Origin of the sequence: Kribbella sp. NPDC023972, assembly GCF_040639075.1 — a bacterium.
In the GTDB taxonomy this organism is placed as follows: Bacteria; Actinomycetota; Actinomycetes; order Propionibacteriales; family Kribbellaceae; genus Kribbella.
Genome location: NZ_JBEZZH010000010.1, coordinates 118,450 through 138,857, shown reverse-complemented (window position 1 = coordinate 138,857; position 20,408 = coordinate 118,450). Strand labels below are relative to the sequence as shown.

At 66.9% G+C, this 20,408-nt stretch carries 23 protein-coding genes and 1 pseudogene; 13 read left to right on the top strand and 11 right to left on the bottom strand.

Features of this window, described 5'->3' with window-relative positions; genetic code table 11:
- Positions 1–83 precede the first annotated feature (83 nt).
- Together AB0F43_RS31615 and AB0F43_RS31610 are read left to right on the top strand one after the other, a co-directional pair.
- Complete coding sequence (locus AB0F43_RS31615) at positions 84–1,553, top strand: UvrD-helicase domain-containing protein (RefSeq protein WP_360485115.1); 1,470 nt, start codon at positions 84–86, stop codon at positions 1,551–1,553.
- Positions 1,550–2,089 carry a hypothetical protein gene (locus tag AB0F43_RS31610; RefSeq protein WP_360485112.1) on the top strand — a complete coding sequence of 180 codons (540 nt, stop codon included), beginning with the start codon at positions 1,550–1,552 and terminating at the stop codon, positions 2,087–2,089. Before AB0F43_RS31615 ends, AB0F43_RS31610 begins: the two co-directional genes overlap by 4 nt.
- 546 nt (positions 2,090–2,635) lie before the next feature.
- On the opposite strand, the gene AB0F43_RS31605 is transcribed toward AB0F43_RS31610, so the two are convergent.
- Together AB0F43_RS31605 and AB0F43_RS31600 are read right to left on the bottom strand one after the other, a co-directional pair.
- On the bottom strand, positions 2,636–2,866 hold the full coding sequence (locus tag AB0F43_RS31605; protein ID WP_360485428.1) for a hypothetical protein: 231 nt from the start codon (positions 2,864–2,866) through the stop codon (positions 2,636–2,638).
- 583 nt (positions 2,867–3,449) lie between these two features.
- A pseudogene (locus AB0F43_RS31600) lies at positions 3,450–4,082 on the bottom strand (serine/threonine-protein kinase); the annotation flags it as partial.
- 333 nt (positions 4,083–4,415) lie between these two features.
- Between AB0F43_RS31600 and AB0F43_RS31595 the strand changes: the two are divergent.
- Positions 4,416–5,213 carry a hypothetical protein gene (locus AB0F43_RS31595; protein ID WP_360485109.1) on the top strand — a complete coding sequence of 266 codons (798 nt, stop codon included), beginning with the start codon at positions 4,416–4,418 and terminating at the stop codon, positions 5,211–5,213.
- Between the two features lie 32 nt (positions 5,214–5,245).
- On the opposite strand, the gene AB0F43_RS31590 is transcribed toward AB0F43_RS31595, so the two are convergent.
- Positions 5,246–6,970, bottom strand: a complete 1,725-nt coding sequence (locus AB0F43_RS31590; RefSeq protein ID WP_360485425.1) for a hypothetical protein — start codon at positions 6,968–6,970, stop codon at positions 5,246–5,248.
- Here AB0F43_RS31590 and AB0F43_RS31585 point away from each other — a divergent pair.
- The 8 genes from AB0F43_RS31585 (at position 6,881) to AB0F43_RS31550 (ending at position 12,309) form a co-directional block, all read left to right on the top strand.
- Complete coding sequence (locus AB0F43_RS31585; protein ID WP_360485106.1) at positions 6,881–7,753, top strand: endonuclease domain-containing protein; 873 nt, start codon at positions 6,881–6,883, stop codon at positions 7,751–7,753. The two genes, AB0F43_RS31590 and AB0F43_RS31585, sit on opposite strands and share 90 nt — an antisense overlap.
- A 76-nt stretch (positions 7,754–7,829) precedes the next feature.
- Complete coding sequence (locus AB0F43_RS31580) at positions 7,830–8,081, top strand: hypothetical protein (protein ID WP_360485103.1); 252 nt, start codon at positions 7,830–7,832, stop codon at positions 8,079–8,081.
- 145 nt (positions 8,082–8,226) lie between these two features.
- Entirely contained in the window at positions 8,227–8,472 is a 246-nt protein-coding gene (locus AB0F43_RS31575; RefSeq protein WP_360485100.1) for a hypothetical protein, read from the top strand.
- Between the two features lie 243 nt (positions 8,473–8,715).
- Entirely contained in the window at positions 8,716–9,564 is an 849-nt protein-coding gene (locus AB0F43_RS31570; RefSeq protein ID WP_360485097.1) for an alpha/beta fold hydrolase, read from the top strand.
- A 43-nt stretch (positions 9,565–9,607) separates the two neighbouring features.
- Positions 9,608–9,931, top strand: a complete 324-nt coding sequence (locus AB0F43_RS31565; protein ID WP_360485094.1) for a hypothetical protein — start codon at positions 9,608–9,610, stop codon at positions 9,929–9,931.
- 259 nt (positions 9,932–10,190) lie between these two features.
- Entirely contained in the window at positions 10,191–10,781 is a 591-nt protein-coding gene (locus AB0F43_RS31560; RefSeq protein WP_360485091.1) for a hypothetical protein, read from the top strand.
- A 53-nt stretch (positions 10,782–10,834) separates the two neighbouring features.
- Entirely contained in the window at positions 10,835–11,419 is a 585-nt protein-coding gene (locus tag AB0F43_RS31555) for a type IV toxin-antitoxin system AbiEi family antitoxin domain-containing protein (protein ID WP_360485088.1), read from the top strand.
- Positions 11,416–12,309 carry a nucleotidyl transferase AbiEii/AbiGii toxin family protein gene (locus AB0F43_RS31550; protein ID WP_360485085.1) on the top strand — a complete coding sequence of 298 codons (894 nt, stop codon included), beginning with the start codon at positions 11,416–11,418 and terminating at the stop codon, positions 12,307–12,309. The genes AB0F43_RS31555 and AB0F43_RS31550 overlap by 4 nt, the downstream gene beginning before the upstream one ends.
- A gap of 1,013 nt (positions 12,310–13,322) precedes the next feature.
- Here AB0F43_RS31550 and AB0F43_RS31545 read toward each other — a convergent pair.
- The 3 genes from AB0F43_RS31545 to AB0F43_RS31535 form a co-directional block, all read right to left on the bottom strand.
- Positions 13,323–13,673 carry a hypothetical protein gene (locus tag AB0F43_RS31545; protein ID WP_360485082.1) on the bottom strand — a complete coding sequence of 117 codons (351 nt, stop codon included), beginning with the start codon at positions 13,671–13,673 and terminating at the stop codon, positions 13,323–13,325.
- 166 nt (positions 13,674–13,839) lie between these two features.
- Positions 13,840–14,175, bottom strand: a complete 336-nt coding sequence (cutA, locus tag AB0F43_RS31540) for a divalent cation tolerance protein CutA (RefSeq protein WP_360485079.1) — start codon at positions 14,173–14,175, stop codon at positions 13,840–13,842.
- A 228-nt stretch (positions 14,176–14,403) separates the two neighbouring features.
- Positions 14,404–14,742: a GntR family transcriptional regulator gene (locus AB0F43_RS31535; RefSeq protein WP_360485076.1), complete on the bottom strand. Its 339-nt coding sequence runs from the start codon at positions 14,740–14,742 to the stop codon at positions 14,404–14,406.
- Between the two features lie 247 nt (positions 14,743–14,989).
- On the opposite strand from AB0F43_RS31535, the gene AB0F43_RS31530 reads away from it, so the two are divergent.
- Together AB0F43_RS31530 and AB0F43_RS31525 are read left to right on the top strand one after the other, a co-directional pair.
- Complete coding sequence (locus tag AB0F43_RS31530; RefSeq protein ID WP_360485073.1) at positions 14,990–15,355, top strand: hypothetical protein; 366 nt, start codon at positions 14,990–14,992, stop codon at positions 15,353–15,355.
- 246 nt (positions 15,356–15,601) lie between these two features.
- A complete protein-coding gene (locus AB0F43_RS31525; RefSeq protein WP_360485070.1) occupies positions 15,602–16,495 on the top strand; it encodes an abortive infection family protein in 894 nt (297 codons plus the stop codon).
- 166 nt (positions 16,496–16,661) lie between these two features.
- On the opposite strand, the gene AB0F43_RS31520 is transcribed toward AB0F43_RS31525, so the two are convergent.
- The 5 genes from AB0F43_RS31520 to AB0F43_RS31500 all read right to left on the bottom strand — a co-directional run bounded on the left by AB0F43_RS31520 (position 16,662) and on the right by AB0F43_RS31500 (position 20,408).
- On the bottom strand, positions 16,662–16,817 hold the full coding sequence (locus AB0F43_RS31520) for a hypothetical protein (RefSeq protein WP_360485067.1): 156 nt from the start codon (positions 16,815–16,817) through the stop codon (positions 16,662–16,664).
- 18 nt (positions 16,818–16,835) lie between these two features.
- On the bottom strand, positions 16,836–17,729 hold the full coding sequence (locus tag AB0F43_RS31515; protein WP_360485064.1) for a hypothetical protein: 894 nt from the start codon (positions 17,727–17,729) through the stop codon (positions 16,836–16,838).
- Positions 17,730–17,915: 186 nt separating this feature from the next.
- On the bottom strand, positions 17,916–18,752 hold the full coding sequence (locus AB0F43_RS31510; RefSeq protein WP_360485061.1) for a phosphoadenosine phosphosulfate reductase family protein: 837 nt from the start codon (positions 18,750–18,752) through the stop codon (positions 17,916–17,918).
- Between the two features lies 1 nt (position 18,753).
- Positions 18,754–19,506 (bottom strand): hypothetical protein, encoded by a 753-nt coding sequence (locus AB0F43_RS31505; RefSeq protein ID WP_360485058.1) that lies wholly within the window; start codon positions 19,504–19,506, stop codon positions 18,754–18,756.
- Positions 19,503–20,408 (bottom strand): RAMP superfamily CRISPR-associated protein, encoded by a 906-nt coding sequence (locus AB0F43_RS31500; RefSeq protein WP_360485056.1) that lies wholly within the window; start codon positions 20,406–20,408, stop codon positions 19,503–19,505. The genes AB0F43_RS31505 and AB0F43_RS31500 overlap by 4 nt, the downstream gene beginning before the upstream one ends.

Genomic DNA, 20,408 nt, shown 5'->3' with positions numbered 1-20,408 from the left:
CCGGGAGCCGGCGATCTCGAAGTGGTCCGCGAGTTCGCCGAGTGGCTGAAGAACCGCACACCCGAGAGCCCGGAGACGCCGCGATGACGACATCGTTCCGCGCGACCGCCGAGCAGCTCGCCGCGGTCGAGGCCTTCGCGCTGGGAAGCGACATGGTGCTCGAGGCCGGCGCAGGCTCAGGCAAGACCTCGACCCTGAAACTGATGGCTGCAGCCCGGCCGAAACTGCGTGGGATCTACGTGGCCTACAACGCGGCGATCGCCAAGGACGCGAAGGCGTCGTTCCCGGCGACGGTCGATTGCCGCACCGCGCACGGGTTCGCCCACCGGTGGATGGCAGACCAGTGGGGGTATCGCGCCCTGCAGGCGAGGCTCAAAGGACCCCGCGTGCCGGCGTACCAGACCGCACGGATTCTCGGCGTGAACGAGGTACTGAAACTCGGCCCGGACCGGATGATCACGTCGTACCAGCTGGCCCGGATCGCCATGGAGACCGCCGGCAGATACTGCACCTCGGCGGACGCCGAGATCGGGCACTGGCATGTGCCGCGAGTCAACGGCGCAGAAGACAAGGCCGACCGCGACGCGCTGGTCAAGGTGGTGCTGCCGCTGGCCCGCAAGGCCTGGGCCGATCTGTCGCGCCCGAGCGGAGAGCTGCGATTCACCCACGACTGCTACCTCAAGATGTGGGCGCTGACCGACCCCGTGCTGCCTGGGGACTATGTTCTGCTGGACGAGGCCCAGGACTCCGCCCCGGTCGTGGCCAAGGTATTCAACCGGCAGACCGGCGCCCAGAAGGTCGCCGTTGGCGACTCGTGCCAGGCCATTTACGGGTGGCGCGGCGCGAAGGACGCGATGGCCGGCATGCGCGTCGACCACCGCCTGTTCCTGACCCAGAGCTTCCGGTTCGGTCCGGCGATCGCCGACGAGGCGAACAAGTGGCTCGAGCTGCTCGCAGCCAAGCTCCGTCTGACCGGCACACCGGCGATCGCATCGAAACTGCACCCGATCAGCCGGCCGGACGCCGTTTTGTGCCGCAGCAACGCCGAGGCGGTCACCCGGCTGATGAAGTTCCACGAGGCCCGCGTGCCCGCTGCGATCGTCGGCGGCGGCAACGACGTCCGCCGGCTGGCCGAAGCAGCGATCGAACTGCAGACCAAGGGACGCACCAGCCACCCCGAACTGTGCGCGTTCACCTCCTGGGGGATGGTCCAGGACTACGTCGAGAACGATCACGGCGGCGGCGACCTGGCCATCGCGGTGAAGCTGATCGACACCTACGGCGCCGAAGAGATCATGGCCGCCATCGACCGGTCGGTCCCGGAGAACCGAGCGCGCATCGTGTTGTCGACCGCCCACAAAGCCAAGGGCCGCGAGTGGAACACCGTCCAGATCGCGACCGATTTCCACAAGCCGAGCCCCGACGAGCAGGGCCGCCAGGTCGCACCGGCACCCGAGGAGGCGATGTTGGCCTACGTCGCGATCACCCGCGCCAAACTCGGACTCGACCGAGCCGGTCTGGAGTGGATCGACGACTACACCGGCCGCCGATGATCGCGCTCGCCGAGGCCGAACTCATGTACGGGCGCCGAGCTCACTCCCGCAACGGCTTCCGCGTCCACGCGATCCGCAACGATGCCTTCGACGCACCCGTGCTGTCCCGCTGCGGTGTGACCGTCGGCCCGGCCACAGGCCAGGACCAGCCGGTCACCTGCCGGGCCTGCCGCCGGATGCTCGATGCCGACGCGGCGCGCCTCAACGCCCCGTACGCCGAACGGATCGCCCGCGTAGAGGCCGACATCCGCAGCGCCGGTTTCACCCTGCGCTACGTCGACGCCTGCGAAGGCGACGGTGTCGCCGGCTTCATCGGCTTAGGCGCCGGCGTGACGAACTGGGCCCGGCGCGAGATCCGGATCCGCAACATGCTGACCGGCGCGAGCCTGCAGGTTGACCGGATCACGGTAGTTGGCCGCAGGAAGGATCACCCCCGTTGGCGAGGGGTCAGTCGACCAGCAGGAAATGGCGAGCGAGCTCACTGCCTTGCCAGATGCTCGCACCGTGGGGCCAGACGACTGCGATGCCCAAGTTAGTGAGGAGGTCGATGTAGGTGTGCCCTGAGTGCTCGGACAGGGCCGCCGCCAGGCCGGGATTGTTGTCGTCGTAGACGTGGCGATACTCGAAGAGCTGTCCGATACATGCGCGCAGGGCGTCCTTGGGCCTGCCTGGCGGGGAAGACTTTTGCCTCGACCAAGAGGTCACGGTCCGCACGTTGGAGCACCAAATCGCGAGGATGAACGTTGGTGTTCGGGTCTAGGCCGCGACCTGCCGCCCACTTGCCAAGCCTGGCCAGAGTGAGAACGGGTGGCGTACCTGTTCAGCCTCCTTGATCTGAGCTCGATAGTCGGAGTCGTCCTTAGACTTGAACTCGTGTTGGCGCTTGTTGGGCACGAGCGCAGGATCTCTGGGCGCGAGCTCAGCTGCTCCGCTTAACACCGCCGCTTCTTTCAGGGAGATTGCGTCCGTGTAGAGGTTGAGGAACCTACGAACTTCGTCGCGGAGATGCTGTCTGGCTGGCCGAGCCCGGGTCTGTTGCTGGACCAGTCACGCCGCGCCGGGTGACCACCGCAGGACCATGGCTAGGGAGCAGCGTCGAAGATCCGGGTTTCGATGGTGATGTCGACGAGGGTGCTGGTGGCGTTCGCGGGGACGAAGAAGACCGGTTGCTCACAGCCGCCGGTGTCGATCCAGCCGCTCGTCGCCGTGGTCAGTTCCGTCGCGTCTGACTGGGTGGCGGTCTCTGGCGTGTCGGAGTAGTCCATCGTGCCGATGATTACCTCCTGGCCGAGGCTGCGCCAGTGCGTTCGCATGGCCCGAGTCGAGCACCCGTTCATTGTGAGCGGGAATTCCGGTATGTAGTTGGGCTGTTCGGAAAATGCCCGGAAGGTGTCGGAGATCGAGGGCTCGGCGGTCGACGGCCGGAAGTTCGTCATCGACCACTGGTCTGTTGATGGTGTCGGTGCCGGCGAGCTTGGTGGCCGGGATGTGGCTGCGCCCGTGGCGGTCTGGGGCACAGTTGTTGTGGGTGTGGCGGTCGGTCGCGACGTCGGCGTACCGCCGGCGGGACGCAGGCTGGCGACCACTACGACCAGGGCAACGACCGCTGCTGCCGCGCCGGCGGTGAGTAGCCAGCGTCGGCGCCGGGATTTCCTGGGTGGTGGGAGGATGAGGGTTTTGTTCTGGCGGTGCATGTGTCAGCGAGGACTGCGGTGATCGCGTCCGGGGCCGTGGAGTTCGTGGCAGCGGCAAGAAGGTCAGCCGCCGCTGGGCGTGCGTGCGGGTCTGGATTGAGTGCCGCTCGTACGCGTTCGGCAACTGACACGGGGACGTCGACAAGATCAGGTAAGCCGGACAGGATTCGCTGGGCGATCTCAGGTGCCGGCCCTGTACCGACGGCGGCCGCCCGGTAGCGGCGTAGGCGACGGTTGCTCCCCAGGCCCACACGTCCGCGGCCGGCCCGATGTCGGCGCCGCACAGTTGCTCGGGTGCCATCCAGCCGGGGGACCCGACTACGGTGCCCGGCGCAGTCAGGGATGTTGTGTCGGGGTGGTAGGCGATCCCGAAGTCGATGAGGCGCGGACCTTCGGGGCTAAGGATGACGTTCGCCGGTTTGAGATCCCTGTGGACCAGGCCGGTGCTGTGGATTGCGGCGAGTCCTTCGGCGATACCCGCGGCGAGCCCGGTCAGCATGGGACCGGAGATCGCACCGCGGGTGCCGACGTGCTCAGCCAGGGTCGGTCCAGCCACGTATTCGGTTGCCAGCCATGGCGGCGAGGCGTCCGCGTCGGCGTCGAGATAGTGAGCGCAGCACACCCCGCCGACCCGCTGATAGATCTCGACCTCTCGGCGAAACCTGGTCAAGAATGCTGGATCTCGTTCCAGGTCGGGCCGTAGGACCTTCACCGTGACGTTCTCGCCGCCGTCCGATTCGGCGAGATAGACGACGCCCATTCCGCCTTGCCCGATCCGGGCGATAAGCCGGTAAGGACCGATCTCCGCCGGATCCTCATTGGTGAGCCGCTGCATCATCGCCCGGGCCCCTCCCTTGGACTCTCGCCGCATCGTACTGTGCAGGCCTCATCGGTGGAGGGAACTGTCGAGATCTTCTCGATCTCAGATCTTGGTAGCCAATCTGAGATTGCTTTGATGATGTTGCCACCGGTGCCGCGCTCTCGATACGCGTGGAAGCGCGTCGGGTTCACCTTGCTGAGCTGATCTATACGTGGGCCATATCGGGTTCGCCTGTTGGGGTTGACCGGAGGAGGGCTGCGTTGCGCGGGCTTCGGTCCGATGGATATGCAGAGTCAGCGCTCTCATCGCGCGAGCGGGCGGAGGCAGGATCTCTCTAGTCTGTTCGGCATGAAGCTGAGCGATTTCGCCTCGGAGTTCGACCCAGCAGAACTGCCGACCATCGTCGGCGACCCGATGATCAACGAGCCCCTCAAGGCGGGGGTTGAGGCTCTGGGGACGGCTCATCGCGTCGAACGATCTCTACTCAACCTGCTCACCGATGCCGTCTACACCTACTACTTCGCCAAGCAGGCATGTCCCGCTCTGGAAGCCCTCGCCGAGACCCAGGAAGGGCATCTGCGCAGAGGTTCCGAGACAGTGACGCAGAGCTTGCTCCGCAGCGCGGTCATCGGGGTCGCGACCACTATCGACCTGACTGGGCGAACGGCGTCGATCCCTCACGCGCTCGATGCCCTCGGCGAGGACCTGAAGCGCAAAATCGCACAGAATCCCGACGACGAGGCAGAGGCCGCCCTCAGCCTTCTCGACCACATCCGCTCGACGACCAACGCCGACACAGTGTTGTCGCTGAAATACGTGCGCCACCTGCGGAACAAGTGGGCCAGCCATGCATCTCTCGATCGCAGCGTCGACCCGTGGGCCGGAGCCGACACACACGTGAACCTCCCCCTCCTGGAAGACGCGCTCGCCAGGATGGTCAATGCATTCCAGGACCTCGCAATCCTGGTCCCGATGAGCACCGACCTGAAGGACATCGAGCAGCAGGGCAACCCTCGGCAGATCCAGGCTGACGGAACGGTCCAGATAGAGATGAAACTCGGCTGGGTGGGAGCGAACGCGCTCTCGCAGGCGATGCGCGAGCAAGCCAAGAAGGCTGCCCTCGCGTTCGTCGAGAAGGTGTCCTGACCTCAGCGAGACCGAGCAGACTTATTGCAGAGTCAGTCGAGGAAGTGCACGCTCCGCGCAGCGTTGTGTACCTCAGCGGCCGCTCTGGCGAGCCGTTTGCGGTAATCGTTGGCATCCTCGCTCAGGTCGCTCAGTAGCCAGGCGCCCAACCCGATCAACCGCGCGCTGCCCAGGCACGCTACGTCCAGCGCGAGGGCCAGCATCTCGGGGCTCATGTGGTTGGTCCACGGATCCCCGGCGCGCAAGGTGTGCAGGTAGGCGACCGGCGTGCTGTGAGTCATCTGGCTCAACAGCGTGTAGGCGAGCTCGAGCCACCCAGGCTCGGGATACGGCCTGCCAAGGTCCCGAAGCATGCTGGTGATCGTGGGCAGTGGCTCCCTGCCCTTGGTCACCTGGTCCAGCGGCTTCGTCAACTGCACGTTGCCGGGCATGGCGAAGATCTGCTCGGCAGTCTTCCTGGAAATCCCACTGCCGGTCAGGGTGTTGATCGTGTTCCGGCGCATCGCGCGGTACTCGTCGAAATACTGGACGAACCTGGCCTCAGCCTTGTCAGGTGCTACCGAGTACCGCCAGGTGGCCCGTGCAGCCTCCTCGAGGAGCATCCGGGCTGCGCTTACCGCGGTCGGGGCCGCTCCCGGCTGCGTGTAGTTGACCATGACGGTCTCAAGAAGTGACCAGCCGCCGGCGTACATCAGGGTGATGTTCAGCGAGGTGCGGCCGTCTTTCCACGGGTTCACCATGAAGTTTCTCGCGACCTCCCAGTAGGCCTCGGCCGCGGCGGCGACCTGGTCGACCGTGTTGACGTCGGGCAGCAGCTCCTCTTGCGGGATCACCGCGGCCATCGGCCGCAAGAGACCCCGCGGGGCCCGGGTGTTGCGGGGCCGCTTGCTGACCTGTGCCTCGGTCTTCCGGACCCGGCGCAATCCGTGAATCTTCGCGGCGGTGTCACATACCCTCTCGGCCAGCGCCACTGCCTTGTCAGTGAACGCTTCCCGGTCCACCTCGGCCGGCCATAGCTCCGGTACGGCGGCCGCGGACCCGACCAGGGTGATTGCGACACCGGCGGCGGCCACCTGCATGAACAAAGCCTCGTGATCGGCTCGGAGGTCGTGCGCGATCGCCCCGTCGAGGGTGAGGCTGCTCATCAAGCCCAGATAGTTGCCGTGCCCGGCGTGCTCCAGGATCTTGACGGCGCCCTGCAGCCCTTCCATGTCGAGGAGCGCGCGGACGCGATCGTGGCCAGCGGTACCGAGCTGGTGCGTGAGGAAGTCGTTCAGGAGCTCTGCCTCCGTGGGCAGCGCCTCGACGTCGGCCCAGGTGTGTGAGTGGCCGGCCAGGTCGGCGACGTCCGGGATCGGCATCAGCCACCGCGTCAGACTGTCGCTGCTGACGTCGGTCTGCTCGAAGGTGAGGCAGATCCGGTTCCGCTCCTCGATGAGGTCGCCGAGGATCCGTCGGCAGCGATTCCGGTCCTCGCCGATCCACAGCCAGCGCAGGCCTTCGGCGAACAAGCTCCGGGCGAGTGTGCCGACCACCGAGCCGCCGAAGCCGGCACCGAGCATCGAGTCGGCGCACGCGAAGCGCTGCCGCGCGAGCATGAACGCCAGACCCGCAAGGAATTGGTGCGGGGGAGCAGCCAGCTTGTATTCGACCGGGAGTGTGTCCAGGTGAAAGCGGAGCGCGCGGGTGACGTCACGCAGGTCCGACAGTTGCGGCGACTCGACCCGTCCGTCGGGCCGGGGAGGGGTGCTGCTCATGACCACGGGCCAATCTGTTCATTCGAGAGCTGCCGCCGATGGGTGGACGGCGGTGAAGCGCCCACCCATGATGTGGGCGCGGCGAGCTGGTTTCCAACCGAATTCCGCCGTGGCGTGGACGAGGAGGCGTGGTTGGGCGAGTTGAGTCGCTGCTGCCTCGGCCGCGGCCAAACTACGAGGTCGACGCAGCCGAACGCGACAGCACGGCCGAGCTACGACGAACCACGAGCAACTGACGCAGAGCGACCGGCCGCCGCGGATCTCGGCTATCGGAGAACCTCCCGCCCCAGGGGAGACGCGCAGCCGTTTGGTGCGGCGGGTGCAGCAGTCCCGAGCATCGGGCGCTCAGCGCGGCTGCGCCGGGAGCTGTCGATTGTCAGGTTAGTTAGCGGATTGCCAACCAAGCTGGCGGGCTGTCATGCCTGCGATCTCCGGCCGGGACAGATCATTGACCACGACCACCTCAGCGGACTGGTCAGAGGGCTCGTGTGCAGGCACTGCAACACCGCCCTGGGAAAGTGCGTCCATATCGGGGCTGTCCGTGGGGCTCAACCACCCGCCAGCATGGCCCTTGGCTATCTACTACCCCCTCACACACGCCGCCCGGCACAAGGCACAGCAACGCATCGCACTGTCCGGCCTGAACCCATTCGTTTGACAACGACAGGTCGCGAGGTGACCCCTGTCATGGATCGTGATTCACCCTGCCGCATTCACCGGGCCGCGCTCGCGCGCATGTCGAGGGGCGACCGATACTCGGCCGCGCTCGCAACACAGCTGTAGGCGGGTTCGCATTTTGGACAGGGCTCGTCGCATTCTGGCCCGCCACACCTGGGGCCGCACCAGCACCATCAGCCACATGGTGACCGATGAGGAAGTCCAGCAGGTGACCGACGCAGCCACGAACTACGTCCTGATGTTCCCCGACCCCGCTGCCCGGCCCTGCATCAATGGGCAGCTCGTCCGCAACCACGTGGCGGCCACGCTCCGCTACCTCGCTGCGGAGACAGAAAGGCTTGGCGTCTACGAGACCTACGACGACCTGATTCACTACATCGCCGAACAAGCCGAACCGCCATCCATCGAGGCGACCACGCACGATGCGACGTGACCACCCTCTACGAAGTGGGGAGAGGCCCGGTTGCTCGACCGGCGAGAACGCGATCCTGCACGGCGGTCCGACGAGTGGGGAATGGGCACGGCCTTCGGGAGTGGCTGCGCAGGCGGGACATGGCGGACCCGGCATCCTGGACGTCATGAGCAGCGAGGACGAAGACGACCTGGCCATCATCGAACAGATCCGAGCCCGTGGGCCCGTGTGGGTCCCGCAAGAAGAGGCCAACGCTCTGATGAACCAGATCGAGGCCGAAGCCGACACTGACGACTCCGCTGAAGATGCGGAGGACGCCGCCGCGATGCGTGAGTGGGACGCCCTCAAAGCATCTGGCGAGGCTGTCACAGTGCCCCACGAGGAAGCTCGCCGACGACTCGGTCTCGACTGACCCACCTGAGAACCAGCAGGCCTGGAAGCCCGCGGGTCCGATCGGATCCTGGAGAGAGGTGCGCGAAGTCCATCAACGTCAGCCGGCAACGGCGGCATGGCCCCGCGAACTTGTGCGGAAACGCGCTCCTTGGAGGCGACCTCGTAGCGTTGTCGCGAGCCGACGCCCTCCGGTGCTGCGTACGCTCAGGTGGGACGGCCGGTCGAGTGATTGGGGTGGGGTTTGAGCGAGCAGCGGAGCTGCGTGATCGCCGACGTGGAGCTCGCGTATCGACATATGCCTGGTGATGGCACGTGCGTGGTGTTCATCTCTGGACTGGGGGAGCCAGGCGCCGTGTGGGCCCCGGTGATCGACCGGCTGCCTGCCCGCACTTCGACCTTCACCTACGACCGGGCCGGGTGTGGACACTCCGGTCCCGTTCCTGCCGGTGGTGACGATGAGGCCCGGCCGGTGCAGTGGGGCGCGGAGCAGCTGCTGATGCTGCTCGACACGGTGGGCGTGCCTGGCCCGTGGGTCCTCGTCGGACACTCCATCGGCGGCCTGATCGCCGACTCCCTGGCACGTTGCCGGACAGAGCAGGTGGCAGGCATGGTCCTCATCGATACCAGCGATCCCGCGTTCGACACACGCATCGACTCGCCAAGGCCGATCCTGGTCGACGGCCGCGACGGCGAGGGCTGGCGAATCTCCATGCCGGCCACCCTGGAAGGCTTCAATCCCGGCCCGGACAACCCCGTCGAGACCGTCGTGATCGGCAGTGCGATCTGGCGCTGGCTTCGCGTCGATGACCCAGCGCCGTACCTGCCGCTGACCCTTCTCGAGGCTGATCAGCACTGGCATCGCCACCAGCTAGACCTCGCGAAGCGGTGGGCCGGCCACCTGGTCGTTCCGCACACTGCGGGCCACCGCGTCCACGAAGAAGCCCCCGATCTGGTCGCCCTCGCAACGCAGGCCGTCGTCGAGGCCGCCGCCGCGGGACGCCCGGTCCGGCTGGACCAGGAAGCCCTGGTGAGAAGCGGCGGAACGGTGCGCATCGACGCGAAGGGCGGGACCTTCACCGAATGGGACTCAACCGGCCGACGCGATATCTGAAGCGGCTTTCGGTAGTCGTCTCGGCCAGGGTCTTCCCGATCAGGTGAGCGTTGAACGGAGCAGCCGCCGCGATCGCCCGTACGCGGTCGAGGCCTGCCTGCTCGACCTCCTTGATTGCGGCGAGGCGTTGATTGACGTCGAGGACGGCGTACTGCGGGAGCTGATGAGCCGCAGAGGAGTGGTCGGGCGCGGATGGGATGAGGACGGGCACAAGGAACGCAGGCGACCGTTGTCGCCGACCGCTGGCCACGCCTGGCCGGCCTCCTGCGGCGTCTCGCCGAGCAATACACGATCGAAGCAGCCGGGCGCGACGACATCACGCCCTCAGCCTGCACTGAGATGGGAGCACATCTCTCGCGGCCTGTAGCCACCGGGGACCCCGGATCCTGCCGTAGCCCAGAATGGCCGTGAGCCGGATAGGTGACCGCCCGGGGTGGGACGCGCTCAAAGCGGCAGGGCAAGCGGTCACCGTTCCGCACGCTGAAGCTCGTCGACGGCTGGGCCTTGAGTGAGGAACCCCGATCAAAAATCGTGAACTGCCTAACCGTGAGAGTTGCCCGAACGCGTAGGTAATCCTCTACACTAGGTATGTTGATGTAGAGGATTACCTACGGAGGATCGATCGCATGCGCGTCACCGTTTGCCGCCGGTACTACGCCATGCGGAGAGGCCAGCGCGTCTTCACGGGCGTCGCCACTCCCGAGATGATTGAGGCGATCGCGGACCCCGCGACCGACCGGTGCGTCGTGATCGACGCGGCAGAGAAAGTCATCACCCCCGACAACAAGGACGAAGCCAACGTCGTCCGGCCCTTGGCCGAGGTTCGTATCGAAACAGCCGAAACTGCTCGCGAGTTCGACGAGCTGGCCTCGCGGTACCGCAACACTCTTGTGAAGGCCATGCGCGCCAGCAAGTACCAGGAGTCCGCCGCGCTGCTGGAACAGATGACAGCCATGGACCCGGCCCAGGACGGCCTCGCTTGGCGTATCCACGACCAGGCCGACGAGAAGGACGCGACGCAGATCGCGAGCGCGATGAGATTCCTTCCCCAGTTGGGGGACCGGTCCGCCGATGTGAACGAGCTGACGAATCTGATGACCGGGCTCGAGATGCTCTACCCAGCGACATCTGAGCGGGCCGCTGGTACTGCCGGCGGCCGTACCCCTGTCAAAGATCGTGAATCGCCCGTCGCGAGACTCGGCCCATCAGGTAGGTAAACCTCTACAGTAGGCATGTTGATGTAGAGGATTACCGCCGGAGGAGGTGTGTGGTGCCAACGAACGACGAACTGCTACTCGACGAGCTACCTGAGACCTTCCGCTACTCCGAGGCCATCCAACGGATCAGCGAACGCCAGCTGCGCAACCTCATCGCTCACGGCCAGATCACCGCGCTGTCTCGCGGGCTCTATCGCAAGAACGACTGGCTGGGCGACGAAGACCTCATCGAGATCGCGGCCAAATCACCACAGGCAACTCTGTGCCTGCGGTCCGCGCTGGCCCGTCATGACCTGATCGACGACATCCCGGCCGAGATCGACATCGCGATCCCGCGCGGCGCCTGGACACCCGAAACCACCGCGCCAGTCAGATGGCGAAGCTTCGATCCAGCCACCTTCGCCATCGGCCGAAGCCCCCTCGACATCGGCGCCAGCCGGACCATCGGCATCTACTCGGCCCAACGCAGCATCATCGACGCCTTCCGGCTACGCCACCTCGACGGCCCCGACCTGGCCAACGAAGCACTCAAACGCTGGCTGCGCGGGGGAGGACAGCCATCGGAACTCCTACGGCTGGCCAAGACGTTCCCCCGCACTCTGACACCGCTACGCCGAACGCTGGAGATCCTCCTTTGAACCGCATCTCGCGAGGAACACCAGCCGGCGACGCCTACCTCGATCTCAAGAACCAAGCACAGCGAACCGGCCGCACCACCCAGGAACTCCTCCAGCTCTACGTACTCGAAGGCTTCCTCGCACGCCTGGCCGCCAGCCCGGTCCGCGACAACTTCGTCCTCAAAGGCGGCGTCCTGCTCGCCGCCTTCGACACCCGCCGAGCCACCAAAGACGTCGACCTCGCCGGCCGCAACCTGCCCAACTCCACCGAAGCAGTCCTCGAGCTCGTCCAGGCCGTGCTCGGCGTCGCACACGCCGACGACGGCATCGAGTTCTTCCCCGACACAGCCACCACTGACGTGATCCGCGACGAAGACCAGTACTCCGGCGTGCGCGTACACGTCGACGCCCGGCTGGCCAGCGCCCGCCTGCCCTTCCACGTCGACGTCAACGTCGGCGACCCGATCTGGCCCGAACCTCGCCCCGTCGAGGTACCCCGCCTCCGAGGCGGCGACCCGATCCGGATCGCCGGCTACCCGATCCACATGGTCCACGCGGAGAAGATCGTCACCGCCGTCCAGCGAGGCACCGCGAACACCCGCTGGCGCGACTTCGGCGACATCTACACCCTGTCCAGACGCCACCCGATCAACGGCTCCGACCTGCAACGAGCCATCCAGGAAGTCGCCCGCGGCCGCAAGGCGACCCTGGCTCCCTTGGAAGAAGTCCTGGACGGATACGCCGCGATCGCCCAGACCAGATGGGCAGCATGGCGCCGGCGCAACACCTCGAACCACCTGCCCGAGCAGTTCGCTGAGGTCCTGGTCGACGTGCTCCGATTCGCCGAGCAACCCCTCCGGGGAGACGTCGACGGCCTCGTGTGGGATCCGCACCTTGCTGCATGGCAGTAGAACTCACCGGTCCATGGCCATCGGCGCCACGTGACAATGGGGGTCGCCCAAGGCGACACCTCGGCCACCGCTCTGCCGGAAGGAACCCTGATGCCTGTTGAGAAGTCGACGTCCCTCGGGCGCGGCGAGACAGTCGCTGATCGCATCTACCGCGGTCTGCCGGCCGCGGCGCGGTGCGGGGTCGGGTAGTCCCTTGGCGCGAAGGCTGTAGGCGAAGTAGTCCAGACCCTCCGCGCAGATCAGAGTGTGCGCGAGGTCGTCGGCCTCGTCGATCCATCCAGCCGGCCATTGGTGACATGAAGGCTTCCTCGAGGGCCGTGCGGGTCGCCACGCAGCTTTCAGCGGCGGTCGTAGCGGGCATGCCCCGGGCGACGTACCAATGGGTGAGCTGCCAGAGCGGGGTCGGCTGGCCCGTATCCGACCAGGAGAACGCGGTTGTCGGGCTGGATCTGTGCGGCCGCAGGATCTCTTTCTGGTACAGCATTTCCCACGCCGAGTGCGTCCGGTGGTCGAAACGGAACCTCGCGGGCGGGGTCTTCCAGTTGCGGGTGGGACCGATCACGCCAGCGTTATCGGCACCCGACGTCAGGGTGAGCAGGAGTAGCGCCTCGGCCAGGCCGAGATCTTCCGGCGAGACGATGCCGCCACGGATCGACTAAGGGAGTCGCGCCACGGTCGCCTGCTGCTCTGCGAGCTCCCCGCGAGCTTGCGTCATCGATCGGTTCCGGAGCTGCGGCCGAATCACCGTCTGCTCCTGCCTTGCCGCGTGGATCGCGAGTCATCGACCTGCCTACTCTGAGTCACCGGTCGTGCATTGATCATCGCAGCCTGCACGGCGGGTCAAGCCGGGACGAGCCCCTGTCAAAGAGCGTGAATCACATCGGGAGAAGGACCTCCGTCCGCCGCACATGACCCGTACAGCTCATACAACTGACCGCTGAGCTGTACGGGTTCAGAGTTCGCCCGGGCGTCCCGAACTCGACACGCCCAGCAGGCAGCCGACGACGGCCGGCTCAACTTGGGCTGAGATGCCCGCACAGCTTCCGCTGCTGGTAGCCGCCGGGGACACCAGCTCCTGCCGCGGCCCAAAACTGCTGAGAATCGGAGAAGTGGCCACCCAGGGTGTGCCAGGTCAGCCCAGGATGTTCGGCGCGCAACGCGGCGAGGCCGGCGGCGGCGAGACCGCCACGCTGAAGATCCTCGCGGGTGTACGGATTCTCGACCCATCCCCCCGCGCACCGGCGGCAGATCCGGTAGTCGACGGCGAACGCGAAGTCGCCGTCCAGGTCATCCGCGTCGTTGGCCGCACGCTGCCGCCACCCGGGGCGTTCACCGGAGATCGTGTCCTGCCACGGGCTCGCCAACCGCGGCACCTGCGGCCAGCCCGCGGGGTGGCCCAGGCGCCCGCGGCTGATCCACCGAAGAAATTCGCGATCGGGCCGTCGGCCAGACACACGAGCGACTTGGTCTGTCGAGGCGATGAGCCGGCGGACCAGGCCGTTCCGGCCCGGATCGGCTACCGATCCGGTGTCACTCGCCATGTGAGCTGAGATCGAGATTGCGGTGGAGCCAGGTCTCGTAGTCCCTCGCGATCGCGACGATCGGCACGGCCGTGACCTGAGCATGATCGCGGGTCTGCTTATCGAGCAGATGGTCGTGGAGGTCGTCGAAGCGGCTGTCGAGCGTCATGAAGGTCAGCTGCCACTCCTGCATCTCGGCGTACTCACCATCGAGCCAGATCATCGTGGTGGCCGGCCCGAGGATTTGGGCGCTGGCCGCGAGTCCTTCCCGCACAGCCGAGCTCGCCAGTATCACAGCGTCCTCGTGCGAGACCGTGGTGGTCGTGACCTGCCAAGCGTTTGCCATCACAGCTCCGGAGTGTGGATGAGGTCGGTGCGTGCAGACGTACCTTCTGGATCGCCTGCCCTGCGGTTGCGTCTCTCGAGGGGCCGGGTTGTCGCAGGGCCGAGGTGCTGGCGGTGGGAGACGCGGTAGGGGAATCAAGTATGGCGGCCGGCAGCGTGGTGGCCACAGCGCGGCGCGACAGCGAAGGGCGTCGCGCCCGCGAATGTTGTTTGTCGAAGTTCTACGACATCAACCCGTCGGCGCGATGGAAGGAACAGCTCGGGGCGTCCGGATCTCGCGGCGGTAGGCCCAGCCTGGGGTGAGCTCGAAGTGCTCGTTGTCCAGAAGGATTGCGGGATCGCACAGGTCGCTCTGAGGAGCGCAGCACGCGCGGCGCTGCACAACGACGATGCCGTCCGCGACGAGCTCTCGCAGTCCCTCCCGCACCACGCTGGTGTCGATGCCCATCGCCTCGGCGAGCTGCCTGATCGTGGCCCGGATGGGCTCGGCCCCTGCGGGGTCGACCCACCTTCTGGCGATCACGAGCGCGGGTGGCTCGGGACTGTCCTCAGCTACCTCGACCCGCATTCTGTGTCCTCTCGTTCGGGAGTGACCCTGGTAGTACGAGAAGGCCCCAAATCACCTGCGACTGTGACAGATCCGGCCGCAAGTGACCGACATGCGAACACATCCGGCATCTCGCCGTACCTGTCATCGATCAAGCCCACCGATTCACGAAATGTGACAGGGGTTGCGACGGCGAGCCGCCTGGACGCGCCAGCCTCCCAGCCGCTCCGCGTGAGGGCATGTCCGCGCAGGCCCTCGAGATAGCCGCGTGGGTGGCGAAAACTTCGACTACGACAAGGCCGGCCAGGACGACTGGCGCTACAACGAGCCCGTCGTCAACGTCGCCAAGAGCATCACCTTCACCGACGACAAGGGCGCCAAGGTCCCCTACAGTGACAAGGATCTGCCGTGCCTGCAGGACTCCTACCTGACTGAGCGCACCGTCAGCCTCGAGATCCCGGAATCGACTCGCTCTGTGCGGGTGAACTACGCCCCGACCGGGTCGTTCAGCGCCAACAAGAACGGCATGGGCTTCAAGGGCACCCTGTCCTTCCTCGGCACCGGCGAGGTGTTCCCGAAGAACGGCACCTTCGCTTTCAAGCCGCTGACCTTCACCGTCACCCTCCCGCAGTAGCCCCCAGTGCCGGGGCCCTGCCGCAGATGACCACCCTGCGGCAGGGCCTTACCCTTTGCCCGAGGCTCGGGTCGAGATCTGCCCAAATCCCAGCGGCAGCCAGATGGGGGTGAGGTTAGGGTCGGCGACGTGGATCTCTTCCAGCTGTCTCGACCGGACCACATCGACGACCCCGCCTGGGACGCGATCGAACTGGCGCGCGACCGTCTGCAGCGGGCCTGGCAGTTCGAGGACCTCCCCGAGGTGGTGGGCAAGTCGAAGGAACTGGTCGAGACCGTGGCCAAGGTCGCGGCCGCCGCGACAGGAGCGACCGTTGCCGATTCCATCGACTTCAAACCGCTGGTGAAAGAGGCGCAGAAAAGCCTCAAACGCCAGCCAGGCAGCGACCTGTCCCAAGACCAGGACCTTCGCGCCATGGCCCAGGCGGCCCAGACCCTGGCTACCAGCCTTGCGCCGATCCGAAACGCCTACGGTACAGGCCACGGCCGGGCGCGGATCCCCGACGTCGTCGAAGAGATGGCCACACTGTGCCTGGAGTCGGCTCTCGTGTGGTGCAGATGGGCGTTGAGGCGACTGGGACACCTGCTCGCCGACTACCCGAACGATCTGATCGCCGCAGTCCAGACAGGCACATCAAGGACCGCGCTCAAGAAGAAGTTCGACGCGGCAGCGCTCGCCCAGCAGCCCGTTGAAGTGCAGCGCCGAATCGGCGTCGTGTTCGGCCAGCAGTCAGCCGGCGGATTCGGGAATGCGACCGAGGTCGGCGTGGAGCCGGCGGTCGAAGGCGGTCGCGACGACTACCCGATCGACTACCGTCTCGGACTCCTGGAGGGGATGCTCCTGACCGCCGGCGGCGCTATCGGACTCACCGACTCGTACGCGCCCTGGTTCGTCTCGCTCCTGGCGTCGCTTCCAGAGCCCGCCGCCACTGACCTTCTGGAACACCTCCGCCAGGACGTGATCGACGCACCGTGGATCGGCACCTGGCGCCGTTCCAAGGACGTCACGCCAGTCAACGTCGTGGCGGCGCTGCGCGAGGAGGGGACACGACTCCCCGCCGGATACGCAGACGCTTTCGACGACCTGTGCAGTGAACTGCTGCGAACGGCCGGGGCAGACGATCAGTCAGCCGACGAGTGATCCGGTCGCTGCACCCGGCGCTGGTCGCAGGAGGCGGGATGGCGGTACAACTCGCTCGAGCACCTCGAGAAGGGTCTGGAGTCGGGGCGTCGCCAGAAATGACTCGGAGGTGCCAACGTGTGTTGGGCACCTCCGGGACAACCTGCATGTTCTCAGTGCTGCCAGTCTAGCGGTCGGCCTCGGGCTTGCGCTCGTTCTTGGCCGGGGAGTCCTTTTGCGTGTCGTCGCTGCGATCCTTGGTCGTGGTGGCTGATCCGGAGCTCTTCTTCAGGAAGTCGCCGGCGATGAGCTCGGGGCGGCCTTGAGCGTCGGTGTAGGTCATGCGAGTCACCTCCTTTCGTCAGTTGGTGGGGTCGGTGTCGGTGAGCTGTACGACGTACCGGGTGCCGATGGTGCCGTCGGGGCGCTTGTAGCGGGCGTGGTGTGAGCCGACGACCCGGAGCTGGAGGCCGCGGGGGAGGAGGTGGGTGGTGTCGTCGACGCCGTCGGACCGGCCGAGGTACATGCCGCGACGGGTCTGGATCTCGAATGCGACGACGCGGCCGGCGCGATCGTTGTCGGGTTCGATCTCGTGCAGAGTGTGTGCTGAGCCGGTGTAGCGGTCCAGGGCGACTTCTTCCCCGGGGCTGAGGCGGCTGCTGACGAAGGTCGCGACGCTGGTGTAGTTGATTGCCTGAGGCATCTCCACGTTGGCGTAGACGACATGGCCGCGATTGCCTTGGCGCTCGTACTTCTGGATGGCGCGGTCGAGCCGTTGCACTTCGGTTCGGGTGTCGTCATCCAGCTCCTGCGCGTCACCCATCGCATCGGACAAGGCGTTGTTGACGCGGGTCCAGTGGTCTTGGTCGGTGATGGCGTGTGCAACCGCGGCGTACTCGGTCTGCGCGAGGCGGTCCTGGGTGGCGCGTTTGGTCACCGACCTGGCCTTGCGTTGACGCGAGCTCAGCGGTGTCCGGATGGCGTCCGGTTCGGGCAGCCGGCGGTCCATCACCGGGTGCGGCGGATCCGAGGTCAGATCGCGTGGCATCGCCCGTTCACGGTCGCGGCGCTGCCGGGTGAGGCCAGGAGCGGCTTCCACGGCCTCGTCGAGCTCGCGGGCGCCGGCACGGGTCTTGGAGCGGTCCTTGTGTTCCTTGACCGGGATGAGCTTGGCATGCTTGCGCGACGACGTCGACGGCCCACGGTCGGGATCCAGGACAGTTTCGTCCGGCCGGGGCAGGTAGCGCTTACTCATGATCGTCCCCGTGATCCTTGGTCCAGGAGAGGGGCCACCCCTGCTGGGGCCAAGGATCGAGCCACGCGAGGCCGCCTGTAACCAACCACTGGCGGCGGGCCCTGGGGATCGAGATTCGATCACGGCCAGCATACGGGCCGATGGTATCGCCGGTGCCCATCATCCGGGGGTGACGCGCCGCGGCCGTCATACGAACTCCGCAATCCGCGGCAGGACCGTCCGCAGCTGCTCGTACAGGTTCGGCCACCCGCGGCGAAGCCACGTCACCCGGCCCCGCTCGAGGTGGTTGCCGTCGAGAGCATGCGACAGCCGCAGCGCCGACTCCGGAGCTCCGATCGCGCGCAGCCGCTCGTACACGGGATTGACGGGGAGCTGGTGACGCGCGATGTAGGCCCAGACGTCTTGGGTCTTCCAGTTCCAGATTGGCCCGAACGCGGTCGTGCCGTCGTTGCGGCGCACGATGCCGCCGAACCGGGCGCGCAGCTGATTGTGCGGCGGGCCGGCCGGGAAGCCCTGCGCTCCGATCTCGCGACGCAGCGCGGTGGCATACATCGCGGCCCGGCCGCGGGACTCCTCGGCCCGGACGCCCCATAGCTCACCGGGTCCGAGCTCGGCGTGTGCTTCGGCAGCGGGGGCAAGGATCAAGCTGTGGTGGAGGTTCGGCACCGCCTGGTCGGGTGCGCGGTGGTCCCAGCCGCCCGAGGCCTGGAGGATGTCGAGCAGGCTCGGTCTGGCCGGCACGACGTGCAGCTGCAGATTGAACTGGTCGCGCAGCTGCTCGAGGTAGTGGTGAGTCTCGGGGAATTCCAGGCCACTGTCGAAGAAGACGACCGCGATGTTTGGCTCGACCTGCAAGGCCAGGTGGAGCACAACAAGAGAGTCCTTGCCGCCGCTGAACGCGACGTACCCGTCGTGGCGGTCCAGGTGGTCGCGGATGCGCGCCGGCAACGTGTCCGAGCCTGCAGGCGGGCGAAGGCGGGCCCGCAACAGGTGCGGATCGAGGCCAGGCATGGTCGCGGTCACGTCAGTTCTCCAGGAGGGCAGGCAGCCGCAGGTCGTGCTGGCGGGCGGGATGCATGTAGGGCGGTCGAAGACCCGCGGTGCCGGGGCCGCCGTCACCGGCGATTGTGTGGCCCTCGAGGCAGGTGGGTGGGGTGGGCCGCCCCAGGGTGCCGTTGGGGTGCAGATGCGCAGCCGCCCAGGGATCGACCCCGGTGAGTTCGTCGATCTCCCAACGCAGGACGTGGCCCTCACCCTGGCTGCGCTTCTTGCCGATGGCCACGATCGGTGACAGGACGGCGCGGATGCGGTCCGGATCGCCAACGGCCCACCACACCAGGCACGGTGCGGGCGAGGTGATCACCGGCATGCGGCGAGCTTGGTAGCGGCCTTGCCGGTCCGACACTGTCTTGGGCAGAGCTGCGACGGTCTGTTCCGCGGCCCGGTGGTCAAGGCGGCTGGTCCAGTAGTGGACGTCCACCTCACTGTCGCCCTCGGGGAAGGCGCAGGTCGAGGCCCAGTGCCAGCTGTCGCCGCCGGCGCCCGGGCAGCGGGCCAGGGGGAGCGCGAGGTCCTCGGGGGTCTCGGTGTCGGACGGGTAGGGGATCGGCAGGTTCTGTGTGACGAGCAGGGCCTTGCGGTCGTGCCAGAGCTCGCTGGCCAGGAGCCCGTCGAGCGCGATTCCCCAGGGTGCGGCCGACGCGCTCGAGGACGCGAGGTGGGCACGGATCCGCAACGGGACAGCTGGTGTGCCGAGGGCGGTGACGTCGCTGATCATGTGAGGTCCTTGAGGGCGAGCAGAGCGTCGTGCCGGCTCTGGTTGATGTGGTCGCGCCAGTCGGTCTGTTCGTCGGCGCCGCAGATCACCGCCCGGGTCAGATCCATGGCGACCTGGCCGTGCCCGGTGGCTGCTCGGCCGCCGAGCCTGCCGTCGGCCTGGAAGCGCTGCAGGATCTCAGCGAAGAACGACACCTCGACCGGTGTCGCCCGCTCGAGGCGCAACCAGGTCGCGAACCTGGTGCCTGCAGGGAAGGTCTCGTTGCGGTACTGCATGAGGATCGTCGTGCTGTGCCCCGGCGCGGACAGATCGCCGAGCTCCGGTAGTCCGGAACGCCCGACCGGGATGGTCTCGGCGACGACATCGATCGCTCCGTGCCGCTCGGCGTCGTCGAGCCGGACCGCGGTCTCGATCTGGGTCGAGTTGAAGGCAGGAATCGTCGCGCGGTCGGCGGGAAGGAGATTGGCCGGGACGATGTGCGCGGTTTCCTGCAGGATCGGGACGACCTTGCCGACCTGGAGGCAGCCGTCGATGATGCGGCCGCCGCCGGCGCACCCGAAGACGCCGATCTGCGGCACGAGCCGGCGCAGGTCGGCCAGGCGCTGCCCGGACAGCGGCTCGCGGCCGGTGCTGGCGAGCGCGCCACCGGAGCGCAGTGCATGGAAGGCGGGCAGGGAGATCTCGCCGGCGTAGCCCAGCGCGTCACGGATGAGCTCCTCGCCGAGGCGACGAAGCCGGCCTCGGAACGCGTTGCCGGAGATGATCGGCACCAGTTTCGGCTGCCCGTCGGGCTGAATGATCTGCTCGCGGCGCAACATGGTCGTCGTTCCTCGGGTCTCGCCTCCGTGCGAGATCGAGGACACCGCCGACACGCTGCCCGTCCACATCAGGGTCGTTGCCAT